Source organism: Arenimonas malthae CC-JY-1, assembly GCF_000747075.1.
Taxonomy (GTDB): domain Bacteria; phylum Pseudomonadota; class Gammaproteobacteria; order Xanthomonadales; family Xanthomonadaceae; genus Arenimonas; species Arenimonas malthae.
Map to the genome: position 1 here is coordinate 1 of NZ_AVCH01000221.1, position 13,622 is coordinate 13,622.

Consider the following 13,622-nt stretch of genomic DNA (forward strand, 5'->3'; position numbering starts at 1 on the left):
CCGCCGCGCCGTCGAAGCCCGCGCCCGCCCCGGTGGCCGCCAAGGTGGCCCCGGCCACGCGCACCGGCACCGGCGTGCGCGCCGGTTACGTCAAGCCGGCGGCGCCGCGACCGGAGCGCATCAAGCCCGCCCCGACGCGCGAGCGCGTGGAACTCCCGGCCGGCTACAAGCCGAGCCCGAAGGAGGAGTACATGGGCCCGATGCAGCTCGAGTACTTCCGCCAGCGCCTGCTGCAGTGGAAGGACGACCTGGTCGAGGAGTCCAAGCAGACCATCGAGAACCTCAAGGAAGAGGTGCGTGACGTCGGCGACGAAGCCGAGCGCGCCAGCCGCGAGTCCGAGAACAGCTTGGAACTGCGCACCCGCGACCGCTACCGCAAGCTGATCAGCAAGATCGACAGCACGCTCAAGCGCATCGAGGACGGCAGCTACGGCTACTGCGTGGACACCGGCGAGGAAATTGGCCTCGAGCGCCTGGAAGCCCGCCTCACCGCCGAGCGCACCATCGACGCCCAGGAGCGTTGGGAACACCGCCAGAAGCAGATGGGCGAATAAGCCCGGGCTTCAGGCCGTTGGACAGGGCCCCGGGAAACCGGGGCTTTGTTTTTTTGCCTCAATCGAAGTCGTAGAACTTCCAGTCCGCCTTCAGCTCACCGGCGGGCACTTCGCCGCGCAGGCGGGCGCGCACGGCGGCGACGGGCATGGGGCCGCCCTTGAGGATGGCGTCGTGGAAGTCGCGTTCGCCCATCTTGCCGGCGCCGACGATTTCCTGGTGCAGGGCGCGGAACTGCAGCCCGCCGACCATGTAGGCGATCTGGTAGAGCGGGCCGTAGTCGCCGGCGAAGCTGCGGCGCACTTCGGCGCGGGCGTTTTCGCGCTCGTGGCCAACGCGTTCGACCAGCAGGTCCACGGCCTGGTCCGGCGTCATCTTGCCCAGGTGGAAACCCAGCGAGAACAGGATGCGGGCGGCGCGGTGGCTGCGCCAGAACAGCATGCCGATCCTGTCCTCGGGCGTCTTGGCGAAACCCCGCTCGTAAAGGCGGAATTCCCAGTACAGCGCCCAGCCTTCGCCCCAGAACGGCGTGTCGAACAGCTCGCGGTGGGTCTGGTAGCGGGTGTTGTAGAAGTACTGCAGGTGGTGGCCCGGGATCAGCTCGTGGTGCACCACGGCGCGCGAGAAGTGGCGGTTGTTGCCGCGCAGCGCCATCAGCTTCTTGTCGTGCGGCATGGTGTCGGTGGGGTAGGCCACCCACACGTCCTGGCCGCCGAGGAAAAACGGCGCCTGCAGCTGGTATTCGGGCGAGAGCATGGTCATGCGCCAGTCGCGCCTGGCCAGCTCGGGCACGCTCACCAGGTCGTTGTCGACCAGGTAGTCGATGGCTTCGTCGGCCAGCTCCACAACGAGCTTGGGCTGCTCGCCGGGCGCCGGGTGGCGCGACTTCACGATCTCCAGCGCCTCGCGCCAGTCCCTGGCGCCCATCTCGGCGGCGGCCTTGGCCAGTTCGCGCTGGCACCAGGCCAGTTCGCGCTCGGCCAGGTCCATCAGCTGCTCGGGCGTGTAGGGGATCAGCTCGTGGCGCAGGCCCTCGAGCAGCGCGTCGCGGCCGATCGGGTCGCCGATGATGGTTTCCGGGTCCTGGGCGCCGGCCAGCTTGTCGCGCAGCAGGGTGCCGTAGGCCTCCATCTGCTTGTCGAGGGCTTCGTAGGGCTGGCGCGTCCACCAGCTGAAGTCGGGGTCGTAGCCGGCGTGGAATTCCTGCCACTGCTTCAGGTCGCCGCGCACGCCTTCGAGCAGGCGGGCGGCGCGGTAGGCCACGATGGGCGTGCTGCCCAGGGCCTTGGGGTCCTTTTCCAGCCTGGCCTGCAGTGCGGCCAGGGCCTGGCGGGCCTGGTGCAGGGTGTCGGCGCTGGCGCGGCCGTCGGGGTACTCCAGTGCGCGGCGCGCCTCGGCCAGGGCAATCAGCGTGTCGACGCGCGGCAGCAGCGGCGCGGCTTCCTCGTAGCGCTGGCGCTGGAAGTCGAGCTGGGACAGGCGGTAGGCCAGGTCGCGCTGGAACAGCGCGGCGTCGAGGCGGTCCTCCAGGCCGAGCGGGGCCACGTCGATCTCTGCCAGGCGTGCCTGCCAGTCGCGGTAGAGCTGGCGCAGGGCCGCTTCGCGGCGCGGGCCGGCGGTGGTGTCGCGCACGCGCTCCAGGCTGGCCAGGTCGGCGCGGAAGCGCGCCACCACCGGTGCCAGCACCTGCGGCGACGCCGGCATTTCCGCCAGGGCCGGGGCCAGCGAAGGCGGCTGGGCGGCCAGGGCGGGCAGGGCAAGGGCAAGCGCCAGGCAGCTGGCGAGCAGGCGGGTGCGGGGCATGGCGTTTCCTCGGGTCAGGCCGGGGCGTGCCGGCGCGCGGTGTCCTGGATGAACTGCAGCAGCGAGGCGAGGCCGTTGCTGCGCGTGGGCGAGAGGTGCTTGGCCAGGCCGATGGCCGCGATGTAATCGGGCGACGTAGCCAGGATTTCGGCGGCGCTGCGGCCGGAATACACCCGCAGCGCGAGGTAGATCAGGCCCGAGACGATGGTCGAGTCGCTGATGGCATGGAACTCGAGTTCGTCGGCCGTGCCTTCCGCCACGATCCAGACCATGGACTGGCAGCCGTGCAGGCGGTTGGCCTCGGTCTTCCACTCCTCGGGGAAGGGCGGCAGCTTGCGGCCCAGGTCGATCAGGTACTGGTAGCGCTCGGACCAGTCGCCGAAGAAGCTGAATTCCTCGGCGATGGCGGCCTGGGCCGCGGCGGCGGTGGCTTCGGTGGGGCGCATCAGGCACGCCTCCAGCGCACGCCCTGCGCGGTGTCCTCGAGCAGCACGCCTTCTTCGGCCAGTTGCTTGCGGATGGCGTCGGCACGGAGGAAATCACGCGAGGCCTTGGCGGCATTGCGTTCGTCAACCAGGGCCTGGATGCGGGCATCGTCGCCTTCGGCGCCGCCGCGGCCGAACCAGGCCGCGGGCGGCTGCTGCAGCAGGCCCAGTAGCAGGCCGCCGCCGAGCAGCTCGGCCTTCAGGCTGGCGCGGGCGATGGGCGACTCGGCCTTGCGGGCTTCGCCGGCGATGCGCGCCAGCTCGGCCAGGGCGGCCGGGGTGTTGAGGTCGTCGCACAGGGCCGCTTCGATGGCCACCGGCACGATGGGTTCGATCACCGGCACGTCGCCCAGGTCGCGCAGGGTGCCGTAGAGGCGGTCGAGCGTGCGCACGCACTGTTCGATCAGCGCATCCGACCACTCCAGCGGCTGCCGGTAGTGGGCCGAGAGCAGGGCATAGCGCAGGGCCTCCGGCGGGTGCTGTTCCAGCAGTTCGTGCACCAGGGCCACGTTGCCGACGGACTTGGACATCTTGGCGCCGCCGAAATTGAGCAGGCCGTTGTGCAGCCAGAAGCGCGCGAAGGTGCGGCCGCCGTGGGCGCAGGTGCTCTGGGCGATCTCGTTCTCGTGGTGCGGGAACTGCAGGTCGACGCCGCCGCCGTGGATGTCGATGGTCTCGCCCAGGTGCGCCTCGGCCATGGCGGAGCACTCGATGTGCCAGCCGGGGCGGCCCACGCCCCAGGGCGAGGGCCAGCCGGGCAGGTCGGGCGGGGAGGGCTTCCAGAGCACGAAATCGCCGGCGTCGCGCTTGTACGGCGCCACTTCGACGCGCGCGCCGGCCAGCATTTCCTCGGGGTCGCGGCGCGAGAGCTTGCCGTAGTCGGCGAAGCTGGGCACCGAGAACAGCACGTGGCCCTCGGCGGCGTAGGCGTGGCCCGACTCGATCAGCCGCTCGATCATGGCGATGATGTGCGGGATGTGCGCGGTGGCGTGCGGGGTCACGTCGGGCGGGGCGACGCCCAGCCGGGCCATGTCCTCGGCGTAGGCCTGGGCGTACTTGCCGGTGATCTCGGAGATCGGCACGCCCAGCTCGCGGGCGGCGTGGTTGATCTTGTCGTCCACGTCGGTGATGTTGCGCGCGTAGACGACCTTGCCGTAGCGCCGGCGCAGCAGGCCCGCGAGCACGCCGAACACCACCGGCGGGCGGGCGTTGCCGATGTGCACGTAGTTGTAGACGGTGGGGCCGCAGACGTACATCGTGACCCGGTTCGGGTCCTGGGGCTCGAAGACCTCCAGCTGGCGGTTCAGGTTGTTGTAGAGTCGCAGTTCCATGGCGCGGCGCAGGCGGAAACCTTGAGTCTAGCAAGCCTGCGGCCGGCGTTTAACGAAAATCTTAGGCCAGGGTTCAGCAGTCCGGTGCTTGAATTCCAGTGTCTGCCCGGAGAACGAACCATGAGCTTCGCCACCCGCGTCCTGCCCCTGCTGGTCCTGGCTTCGGCCCCGGCCTTCGCGCAGTACGAATCCGACCCGTATGAAGACGCCGGCTACGACGAGTACGCCCCGTCGGTGCCGGAAAACGTCAGCTACGGCTACGCCCAGGTGCTGCGCGCGGAGGAGGTGGTCGAGATCGTCCGCACCCGCATCCCCGAAGAGCGCTGCGAGGACACGGTCGAATACCGTGACTCCCGTCGCACTACCAACGGCACCGTCATCGGCGCCATCGTCGGCGCGGCCCTGGGCAACCAGGTCGGCAAGGGCGACGGCCGCAAGGCCGCCACCGTGGCCGGCGCGGTCGCCGGCGGCATGATCGGCAACAACGTGGCCCGCAACAAGGCCGAGGCCGAGGCCCGCGGCTGCCGCATCGTCGAGGTCGAGCGCGAGGAGCGCCAGGTGGTCGGCTACGACGTGGAGTACATGTACAAGGGCGACAAGTACATGTCCCGCCTGCCCTACGACCCGGGCAACCGCCTGCGGGTCCGGGTCTCCGTGACCCCCGACGAACCCTCGGCGGCCGTCCGCTGACCTTGCGGCCGGGCCCGCCGGCCGGCATACTCCCAGCCCCATGAACCTGTGCGCTTCCGCCGCCGACGTCCTGAGCTCCGCCTACATGGCGGCGGGCATGACTTCGCGCGCGCGCCGACCGGAACCCCACAACTCCGCTGGGTAACCGGACGCCGTCGCTCGTTCACCGGAAAAAGCCCAGCCTCGTGCTGGGCTTTTTTGTTTTCGTTTTCCCCCTTTCCCTCAGGATCCCGCGATGAAGCACTTCCTCAACACCCAGGACTGGTCCCGCGCCGAGCTCGACGCCGTGCTGGCCCAGGCCGCCGCGTTCAAGCGCAGCAAGGCCGGCGACCAGCTCAAGGGCAAGTCCATCGCGCTGGTGTTCTTCAACCCCTCGCTGCGCACCCGCACCAGCTTCGAGCTGGGCGCCTTCCAACTGGGCGGCCATGCGGTGGTGCTGCAGCCGGGCAAGGACGCCTGGCCCATCGAGTTCGGCGTGGGCACGGTGATGGACGGCGAGGCCGAGGAGCACATCGCGGAAGTGGCGCGGGTGTTGTCGCGCTACGTGGACCTGGTGGCCGTGCGCGCCTTCCCGAAGTTCCAGGACTGGTCGGTGGACCGCGAGGACACCGTGCTGCGCGCCTTCGCGAAGTATTCGACCGTGCCGGTGATCAACCTCGAGACCATCACCCATCCCTGCCAGGAGCTGGCGCATGCGCTGGCGCTGCAGGAGCACTTCGGCACCCGCGACCTGCGCGGCAAGAAGTTCGTGCTCACCTGGACCTACCACCCCAAGCCGCTCAACACCGCCGTGGCCAACTCGGCGCTCACCATCGCCACGCGCCTGGGCATGGACGTGACCCTGCTGTGCCCGACCCCGGAATACGCGCTCGACGAGCGCTACCTGGGCTGGGCGCGCGACAACGTGGCCGAATCGGGCGGGTCCTTCCGCATGAGCCACGACATCACCGAGGCCTACACCGGCGCCGACGTGGTGTACGCCAAGAGCTGGGGCGCCATCCCGTACTTCGGCCGCTGGGAGCAGGAAAAGCCCATCCGCGACGCGCACAAGCACTTCATCGTGGACGAAGCCAAGATGGCGCTGACCAATAACGGCGTCTTCAGCCACTGCCTGCCGCTGCGCCGCAACGTAAAGGCGACCGACGCCGTGATGGATTCGCCGGCGTGCATCGCCATCGAGGAAGCCGAGAACCGCTTGCATGTGCAGAAGGCCGTGATGGCCGCCCTTGCCAACAAATAACCGCCTGGAACTGACCCCATGACCGACAAGAACATCGTCCTCGCCTTCTCCGGCGGCCTCGACACCAGCTTCTGCATTCCCTGGCTGAAAGAGCGGGGCTGGGCCGTGCACACCGTGTTCGCCGACACCGGCGGCGTGGACGCGGAGGAGCGCGCCTACATCGAAGCCCGCGCGGCCGAGCTGGGCGCGGCCAGCCACGTCACCGTGGAAGGCGGCCCGGCCATCTGGGACGGCTTCGTGAAGCCGTTCGTGATGGCGGGCGAGGGCTACCAGGGCCAGTACCCGCTGCTGGTGTCCGACCGCTATCTCATCGTGGACGCCGCGCTCAAGCGCGCCGCCGAAATCGGCACCCGCGCCATCGCCCACGGCTGCACCGGCATGGGCAACGACCAGGTGCGCTTCGACCTGGCGGTGAAGGCCGCGGGCGATTACCAGATCGTCGCGCCCATCCGCGAAATCCAGAAGGAACACACCCAGACCCGCGCCTACGAGCAGGCCTACCTGGAAGAGCGCGGCTTCGAAGTGCGCGCCAAGCAGAAGAGCTACACCATCAACGAGAACCTGCTCGGCCTGACCATGTCCGGCGGCGAAATCGACCGCTGGGAAGCCCCCGGCGAGGGCGCCCGCGGCTGGTGCGCGCCGCGCGCCGAGTGGCCGGGGCAGCCGCTGCGCGTGGCCATCACCTTCAAGCAGGGCGAGGCCGTGGCGCTCGACGGCGTGGTGATGCCCGGCGCCGAATTGCTGGCCAAGCTCAACGGCCTGTTCGCGAAGTACGGCGTGGGCCGCGGCCTGTACACCGGCGACACCACCATCGGCCTCAAGGGCCGCATCATTTTCGAAGCCCCGGGCCTGGCGGCGCTGCTCACCGCGCACCGCGCGCTCGAGGAAGCCGTGCTCACCAAGCACCAGAACCGCTTCAAGCCGGAAGTGGCGCGCAAGTGGGTGGAGCTGGTGTACGAAGGCTTCTACAACGACCCGCTCAAGACCGACCTCGAGGCCTTCCTCGCCTCCAGCCAGGCCTGCGTGAACGGCGAGGTGGTGCTGGAAACCCAGGGCGGCCGCGTGGACGCCGTGGCCGTGCGTTCGCCGCACCTGCTCAACGCCAAGGGCGCCACCTACGCGCAGTCGGCCGACTGGGGCGTGGCCGAGGCCGAGGGCTTCATCCGCCTGTACGGCATGTCCAGCACGCTCTGGGCCGAAATCAACGCCAAGGGCTGACGATGACCGACACGCTGCTTCCGGACGTCCTGCGCCACCTTGAAGCGCTGGTGTCCTTCGACACCCGCAACCCGCCGCGTGACATTGGCACCGGCGGCATCTTCGACTACCTGCGCGCGCAGCTGCCGGGTTTCAAAGTGACAGTGACCGACCACGGCGCGGGCGCGGTGTCGATGCTGGCCGTGCGCGGCAGCCCGAAGCGCGTGTTCAACGTGCACCTCGACACCGTGCCCTCGTCGCCGAACTGGAGCGCCGACCCGCACGCGCTGCGCGTGGCAGGCGGCAAGGCCATTGGCCTGGGTGCCTGCGACATCAAGGGCGCCGCCGCGGGCCTGGTGGCGGCCGCGCAGCGCAGCACGGGCGACGCCGCCTTCCTGTTCAGCAGCGACGAAGAAGCCAACGACGCGCGCTGCATCGCCGCCTTCCTGGCCAGCGACCACGGCTTCGCCGAGGCTATCGTCGCCGAACCCACCCGCTGCGAGGCCGTGCTGGCCCACCGCGGCATAAGTTCCGTGCTGATGCACTTCCAGGGCCAGGCCGGCCACGCCTCGGGCGCGAACGCCTTCGACCTCAGCGCCGTGCACCAGGCCATGCGCTGGGGCACCAAGGCGCTCGACCATGCCCAGGCGCAGTCGCACGCGCGCTTCGGCGGGCTCACCGGCCTGCGCTTCAACATCGGCCGCATCGAGGGCGGCATCAAGGCGAACATGATCGCGCCCTCGGCCGAGCTGCGCTTCGGCTTCCGCCCGCTGCCGTCGATGGACCTCGACGCCATGCACGCGCACTTCCGCGGCCTGGCCGACCCGGCCGCGCTGGCTCACTACGAAGAAACCTTCCGCGGCCCCTCGCTGCCGGCCGGCGACATGGCCCGCGCCGAGGACAAGCGCCTCGCCGCACGCGACCTGGCCGACGCCCTGGGCCTGCCCATCGGCAACGCCGTGGATTTCTGGACCGAGGCCTCGTTGTTCTCCCAGGCCGGGCTCACCGCCCTGGTCTATGGCCCGGGCGACATCGCCCAGGCCCACACCGCCGACGAGTGGGTCGAACTCGACCAGCTCGCCGCCGCCGCCGCCACCTACACCCGTTTGCTGGAGCAACCCGCGTGACCGAGATGCGCACCACGATCGTCCGGCTGCTGTCGAACATGGCCAGCGCCAAGGAGATCCAGCAGTACCTCAAGCGCTTTTCCCAGGTGGACGCCGCGCGCTTCGCCGTGGTCAAGGTGGGCGGCGCCATCCTGCGCGACGACCTGGACGCGCTGGTGTCCTCGCTGTCCTTCCTGCAGCAGGTGGGCCTGACGCCCATCGTCATCCACGGCGCCGGCCCGCAGCTGGACGAGGAAATGGCGCGCGCTGGCATCAGCAAGAAGACCGTGGACGGCCTGCGCGTCACCGACGCCGATGGCCTGGCCATCGTGCGGCGCGTGGGCCAGCAGGAAAACCTGCGCCTGGTCGAAGCGCTGCAGGCCCAGGGCGTGCGCGCCACCTCGATCACCTCGGGCGTGTTCGAGTGCGATTTCCTGGGCAAGCGAAAGTACGGGCTGGTGGGCAAGGTGGAGCAGGTGCACACCGCCGCCATCCAGGCCGCCATCAAGGTCGGCTCGATCCCGGTCATCGCCTCGCTGGGTGAAACCGCCGGCGGCCAGATCCTCAATGTAAACGCCGACTGGGCCGCGAACGAGCTGGTCAAGACCCTGCAGCCCTACAAGATCATCTTCCTTACCGGCACCGGCGGCCTGCTGGACGGCGAGGGCAGCGTCATCGATTCCATCAACCTCAGCACCGAGTACGAAGGCCTGATGGCCCAGCCCTGGCTGCATTCGGGCATGAAGGTGAAGATCGAGCAGATCCACGACCTGCTGATGCAGCTGCCGCCGTCATCGTCGGTGTCCATTACCCGGCCCGACCAGCTGGCCAAGGAGCTGTTCACCCACCGCGGTTCCGGCACCCTGGTGCGGCGCGGCGAGCAGGTGCGCAAGGTCACCAGCTGGAAGAAGCTCGACCTCAAGCGGCTAAAGGCGCTGGTGGAGTCTGGCTTCGGCCGCAAGCTGGCGCCGGACTACTTCGAGCGCACGAAGTTGCTCAAGGCCTACGTGAGCGAACACTACCGCGCCGCGCTCATCATCACCGAGGAGAACGGCATCCCGCACCTCGACAAGTTCGCCGTCAGCGACGACGCCCAGGGCGAAGGCCTGGGCCGCGCCGCCTGGCAGGTGATGCGCGCGGAAACGCCGCAGCTGTTCTGGCGCGCCCGCAACGGCAACCCGGTGAACGACTTCTATTTCGACGAATCCGACGGCTGCCTCAAGGGCGAGAAGTGGAACGTGTTCTGGTACGGCCTGGAAGGCTGGGACCAGATCCGCTTCGCCGTCGACCACTGCCTGGCCCGCCCGGCCACGCTCAAGGGCTGAGCATGCAAAGCCTGCACTGGACCATTCCGCCGATCCTCGAGGGCCACCACGTGACCCTCGAGCCGCTGCAGCCGCACCACGCCGAAGACCTGCTGGCCGCGGCCAGCGACGGCGAGCTGTGGAACCTCTGGTACACCTCGGTGCCCGGCCCGGAAACCGTGTGGGCCTACCTGGCCCGCGCCATCGCCGACCGCGAGGCGGGCACCGCCATGCCCTTCCTGGTGCGCGACGCCAGCGGCGAGCCGGTGGGCAGCACGCGCTTCTTCCGCATGGACCCGGTGGTGCCCAGCCTGGAAATTGGCTACACGTGGTATTCGGCGCGGGTGCAGCGCAGCGCGCTCAACACCGAGGCCAAGCGCCTGCTGCTGGGCCACGCCTTCGACGCCATGGGCTGCTCGGTGGTGGAACTGCGCACGCACGTGATGAACCACCGCTCGCGCGCCGCCATCGAGCGCCTGGGCGCGCACTTCGACGGCATCCTGCGCCGGCAGATGCGCATGCCCGACGGGCACCTGCGCGACACGGCCGTGTATTCCATCCTGGACAGCGAATGGCCGGTGGTGCGGCGCAACCTGGATTTCAAGCTTGAACACGGTGGCGCGGCATGAGCGGGCGGATTTCCCTCGGCCTGGTGGGTGCGCGCGGTTACGTGGGCGCCGAGCTGATCAAGCTGGTGGCGACGCACCCGCGCTTCGAGCTGGCGTTTGTTTCCTCGCGTGAGCGCGACGGCCTGCGCCTGGCCGAGCACGAGCCCGCGTACACCGGTGAGTTGCGCTATTCGAACCTCGACGCCGCCGCCGCGGCCGGGCAGGGCGCCGACGCGCTGGTGCTGGCCCTGCCCAACGGCATGGCCGCCGGCTTCGTGGCCGCGCTCGACGCCGCCGGCGCCAACCCGGTGGTGGTCGATCTCTCGGCCGACTACCGTTTCGACGCCGCCTGGCACTACGGCCTGCCCGAACTCACCCGCGTCCGCGCCGCCGGCGCCCGCCGCATCAGCAACCCGGGCTGTTACGCCACCGCGATGCAGCTGGCCGTGGCGCCCATGCGCGACGCGCTGGCGGGCCCGGTGCAGTGTTTCGGCGTGTCGGGCTACAGCGGCGCCGGTACCAGCGCTTCCGACAAGAACAACCCGGACAAGCTGCGCGACAACCTGATGCCGTATTCGCTGGTGGGCCACGTGCACGAGCGTGAAGTAACGCGCCAGCTGGGCCACCCGGTGGAATTCATGCCGCACGTGGCGCCGCACTTCCGCGGCATCACGCTCACCGCCAACCTGCACCTGGCGCGCGCCTTCAGCCGCGACGAGGTGCAGCAGCGTTACCAGGCCGCCTACGCCGGCGAACCGCTGGTGCAGGTGGTGGACGAGGCCCCGTGGGTTAGCCGCATCGCCGGCCGCCACGGCGCCGAGGTGGGCGGCTTCACGCTCAGCGCCGACGGCCGCCGCCTGGTGGTGGTGTCCACGCTCGACAACCTCCTGAAAGGCGCCGCCACCCAGGCGCTGCAGAACCTCAACCTGGCCTTCGGCCTGCCCGAGACGATGGGAATCCCGACATGAGCGAGCTGCTGTGGCAGAAACCCGGCGTGGAAGTGGACCCGCGCATCCAGGCCTTCCTGGCCGGCGACGACGTGCTGCTCGACCGCGAGTTCATCCAGGACGACATCACCGCCTCGGCCGCGCACGCGCGCGGGCTGGCGCGCATTGGCATCCTCACCGGCGATGAAGCCGAGGCGATGTGCCGCGAGCTGGCCGCGCTGTCGGAAGACCTGAAGAGCGGCGCCTTCGTGCTCGACGAGCGCTTTGAGGACTGCCATTCCGCCATCGAATCGCGCCTGGTCGAACGCCTGGGCGACGTGGGCCGCAAGATCCACACCGGCCGCAGCCGCAACGACCAGATCCTGGTGGCCACGCGCCTGTGGCTCAAGCGCAAGCTGGGCGAGCTGCGCGCCCTGTGCCACGAATGCGCCGGCATCTGCCTGCAGCGCGCCGAGGCCGAGGCGCTGCCCATGCCCGGCTACACCCACCTGCAGCGCGCCGTAGTGTCGTCCACGGCCATGTGGTGGGCGGGTTTCGCCGAAGCCTTCATCGACGACACCGTGCGCGCCAGCCAGGCCCGCGACTGGATAGACGCCAACCCGCTGGGCAGCGCCGCCGGCTACGGCGTGAACCTGCCGCTGGACCGCGAGTTCAGCACGCAGGAGCTCGGCTTCGGCCGCATGCAGGTAAGCCCCATTTACGCCCAGCTTTCGCGCGGCAAGTTCGAACTGGCCGCCGTGGACGCGCTGGGCGCGGCCCTGCTGGACCTGCGGCGCCTGGCCTGGGACCTGAGCCTGTTCACCACCGCCGAGTTCGGCTTCGTGGGCCTGCCGCCGCAGTACACCACCGGCAGCTCCATCATGCCCAACAAGCGCAACCCCGACCTGGTGGAACTGATGCGCGCCACCTACGCCAGCATCGCCGCCGCCCGCACCGAACTGGAGCAGCTGCTGTCGCTGCCCAGCGGCTACCACCGCGACCTGCAGTTCACCAAGGGCGCCCTGGTCCACGCCTTCGGCCGCGGCCTGGGCGCGTTGGCGCTGCTGCCGAACCTGCTGCGTGGCATGCAGTGGAAGCCCGAGCGCCTGGCGCTGGCCTTCGACGACGGCATGTACGCCACCGACAAGGCCGTGGAACTGGCCGTGTCAGGCCTGCCGTTCCGCGAGGCCTACAAGTTGGCGGCGGTGGAGCCGTTGCCGTCGTATGGGGCGGTTCCGGAAGCGAGCCTGGCGGCGCGGGTGTCGCCGGGTGGACATGCGGCGTTGGGTCTGGAAATCCTGAAGAGGCGCTGGAGCGTGGTGATGGGCTGACGTTTGAAATAAGCCGACCCTCGAAGCGGGTTCGGCTTGAATGAATTGCTAGCCATTGCCCGAAACTTCTACACGCGGGGAGCAAGCCTGGCTTCGACGTCGCTGGAACCTTTAGGAGTGATCCTCGCAAGGCCGTTTGTTTGATCGTACTCAATATGTCTGGTCTTGTGGAGCGGCGCTAAGATTTTGTTCTTGAAGTTGGTCTTGTTCGCGTACTCAACCCAACTGCGGAGTCTTTCGATCTCTGTCCAGCCAGACTCAGAGTAAAGCAAGAGTAGAACTTGGTCAGATTTTTTCAGAGAGGGATCCAACACTCTTTTGGTTTGGTCAACACTCCAAACCAATGGGTGATGGCGAGTCACTAGGGCATCTACAACCTCTTGCGCTTGCGCGAGCGACATGCCATGAAATATTCGAACCAGTTCCGCCATAAGCCAAGAGGTTGTGGCTAACACCGCCGTGGAATCAGCAGCGTTCGGATCAACATCTCCACCAACATGTCCAACACCACGATTGTTTCGTATCTCGTACAGATAGGGCAGCAATCTTGGGATTTGAATTCTTAGAGAGCGGTTGCCAACAAGACTCGGTGTTGGCGGCAGAGATTCAAGAGCACGGCAAGCATCTACCATATTTGGCGGCTTCTTTGAGCGCGCTGGGAAGGTGCCGACTAACGCGCCGTGAACGATTGAGTAAACGATCTCACAGAATTTTCCTCCATTTAGTTCGGCAGGCTCCCATCGGCCCTCCGAATAGTTTGTAATGATCGATTGATAGCAGTCGAGTAGTTCTTTACGGAGCTCGACCGGAAGGTTTGAAAATGCCTTGGCAGAGTCAAACATCTTAATTTTTCGGTTGCTTCACAAGGTCGGCAGCAGCGCTCAATCCCGGCGCGGTAAGTTTCCAGCCGGCGGACTTTGAACCTGTGACGCGGTTCTTTAGTGCTTTGACCGATTTAGTGTGGTTAGCGTTGTCATAGCACCCAGATTGCTCGCAAAATTTTCGCGCATCTGCGTCCGAAAATGATGTGAATCGCCCCGGCTTCTCCG

The 13,622-nt window shown here is 68.2% G+C and carries 14 protein-coding genes; 9 read left to right on the forward strand and 5 right to left on the reverse strand.

The genetic code is table 11. The features are described 5' to 3' along the window. On the forward strand, positions 1-554 hold a 554-nt coding region (gene dksA / locus N790_RS14925), incomplete at its 5' end, for an RNA polymerase-binding protein DksA (RefSeq protein ID WP_245593799.1). A 58-nt stretch (positions 555-612) separates the two neighbouring features. Here the strand turns inward: dksA and N790_RS14930 are convergent. From N790_RS14930 to cysS, 3 genes are read right to left on the reverse strand one after another with little or no spacing between them, the layout of a single operon-like run. Beyond that, on the reverse strand, positions 613-2,355 hold the full coding sequence (locus N790_RS14930; protein WP_043805507.1) for a DUF885 family protein: 1,743 nt from the start codon (positions 2,353-2,355) through the stop codon (positions 613-615). A gap of 14 nt (positions 2,356-2,369) precedes the next feature. After that, a complete protein-coding gene (locus N790_RS14935) occupies positions 2,370-2,801 on the reverse strand; it encodes a SufE family protein (protein ID WP_043805509.1) in 432 nt (143 codons plus the stop codon). Further along, a complete protein-coding gene (gene cysS, locus N790_RS14940; RefSeq protein ID WP_043805510.1) occupies positions 2,801-4,171 on the reverse strand; it encodes a cysteine--tRNA ligase in 1,371 nt (456 codons plus the stop codon). The genes N790_RS14935 and cysS overlap by 1 nt, the downstream gene beginning before the upstream one ends. A gap of 120 nt (positions 4,172-4,291) precedes the next feature. Between cysS and N790_RS14945 the strand changes: the two genes are divergently transcribed. From N790_RS14945 to N790_RS14980, 8 genes are all read left to right on the forward strand, one after another. Further along, the gene (locus N790_RS14945; protein ID WP_043805511.1) at positions 4,292-4,861 is read left to right on the forward strand and encodes a glycine zipper 2TM domain-containing protein; all 570 of its coding nucleotides are present in this window, start codon (positions 4,292-4,294) and stop codon (positions 4,859-4,861) included. A gap of 235 nt (positions 4,862-5,096) precedes the next feature. Continuing rightward, the gene (locus tag N790_RS14950) at positions 5,097-6,101 is read left to right on the forward strand and encodes an N-acetylornithine carbamoyltransferase (protein WP_043805512.1); all 1,005 of its coding nucleotides are present in this window, start codon (positions 5,097-5,099) and stop codon (positions 6,099-6,101) included. An 18-nt stretch (positions 6,102-6,119) separates the two neighbouring features. Next, complete coding sequence (locus N790_RS14955) at positions 6,120-7,319, forward strand: argininosuccinate synthase (protein WP_043805513.1); 1,200 nt, start codon at positions 6,120-6,122, stop codon at positions 7,317-7,319. A gap of 2 nt (positions 7,320-7,321) precedes the next feature. After that, positions 7,322-8,425, forward strand: a complete 1,104-nt coding sequence (locus N790_RS14960) for an acetylornithine deacetylase (protein WP_043805514.1) — start codon at positions 7,322-7,324, stop codon at positions 8,423-8,425. Positions 8,426-8,430: 5 nt separating this feature from the next. Next, positions 8,431-9,729, forward strand: coding sequence for an acetylglutamate kinase (locus tag N790_RS14965; RefSeq protein WP_043805520.1), 1,299 nt, complete (start codon positions 8,431-8,433; stop codon positions 9,727-9,729). A 2-nt stretch (positions 9,730-9,731) separates the two neighbouring features. Then, positions 9,732-10,337, forward strand: coding sequence for a GNAT family N-acetyltransferase (locus N790_RS14970; RefSeq protein ID WP_043805516.1), 606 nt, complete (start codon positions 9,732-9,734; stop codon positions 10,335-10,337). Then, positions 10,334-11,284: an N-acetyl-gamma-glutamyl-phosphate reductase gene (gene argC / locus N790_RS14975; RefSeq protein ID WP_043805517.1), complete on the forward strand. Its 951-nt coding sequence runs from the start codon at positions 10,334-10,336 to the stop codon at positions 11,282-11,284. Before N790_RS14970 ends, argC begins: the two co-directional genes overlap by 4 nt. Then, positions 11,281-12,573: an argininosuccinate lyase gene (locus tag N790_RS14980; RefSeq protein WP_043805518.1), complete on the forward strand. Its 1,293-nt coding sequence runs from the start codon at positions 11,281-11,283 to the stop codon at positions 12,571-12,573. Before argC ends, N790_RS14980 begins: the two co-directional genes overlap by 4 nt. A gap of 68 nt (positions 12,574-12,641) precedes the next feature. On the opposite strand, the gene N790_RS16215 is transcribed toward N790_RS14980, so the two are convergent. Both N790_RS16215 and N790_RS16625 read right to left on the reverse strand, forming a co-directional pair. After that, complete coding sequence (locus N790_RS16215) at positions 12,642-13,415, reverse strand: hypothetical protein (RefSeq protein ID WP_156970115.1); 774 nt, start codon at positions 13,413-13,415, stop codon at positions 12,642-12,644. 1 nt (position 13,416) lies between these two features. Further along, on the reverse strand, positions 13,417-13,622 hold a 206-nt coding region (locus tag N790_RS16625; protein ID WP_211252011.1), incomplete at its 5' end, for a hypothetical protein.

Bases quoted from the DNA above. Each gene is read 5' to 3' on its own strand.
- N790_RS14930 (WP_043805507.1), bottom strand. From the start codon at position 2,355: ATGCCCCGCACCCGCCTGCTCGCCAGCTGCCTGGCGCTTGCCCTTGCC.
- N790_RS14935 (WP_043805509.1), bottom strand. From the start codon at position 2,801: ATGCGCCCCACCGAAGCCACCGCCGCCGCGGCCCAGGCCGCCATCGCC.
- cysS (WP_043805510.1), bottom strand. From the start codon at position 4,171: ATGGAACTGCGACTCTACAACAACCTGAACCGCCAGCTGGAGGTCTTC.
- N790_RS14945 (WP_043805511.1), top strand. From the start codon at position 4,292: ATGAGCTTCGCCACCCGCGTCCTGCCCCTGCTGGTCCTGGCTTCGGCC.
- N790_RS14950 (WP_043805512.1), top strand. From the start codon at position 5,097: ATGAAGCACTTCCTCAACACCCAGGACTGGTCCCGCGCCGAGCTCGAC.
- N790_RS14955 (WP_043805513.1), top strand. From the start codon at position 6,120: ATGACCGACAAGAACATCGTCCTCGCCTTCTCCGGCGGCCTCGACACC.
- N790_RS14960 (WP_043805514.1), top strand. From the start codon at position 7,322: ATGACCGACACGCTGCTTCCGGACGTCCTGCGCCACCTTGAAGCGCTG.
- N790_RS14965 (WP_043805520.1), top strand. From the start codon at position 8,431: ATGCGCACCACGATCGTCCGGCTGCTGTCGAACATGGCCAGCGCCAAG.
- N790_RS14970 (WP_043805516.1), top strand. From the start codon at position 9,732: ATGCAAAGCCTGCACTGGACCATTCCGCCGATCCTCGAGGGCCACCAC.
- argC (WP_043805517.1), top strand. From the start codon at position 10,334: ATGAGCGGGCGGATTTCCCTCGGCCTGGTGGGTGCGCGCGGTTACGTG.
- N790_RS14980 (WP_043805518.1), top strand. From the start codon at position 11,281: ATGAGCGAGCTGCTGTGGCAGAAACCCGGCGTGGAAGTGGACCCGCGC.
- N790_RS16215 (WP_156970115.1), bottom strand. From the start codon at position 13,415: ATGTTTGACTCTGCCAAGGCATTTTCAAACCTTCCGGTCGAGCTCCGT.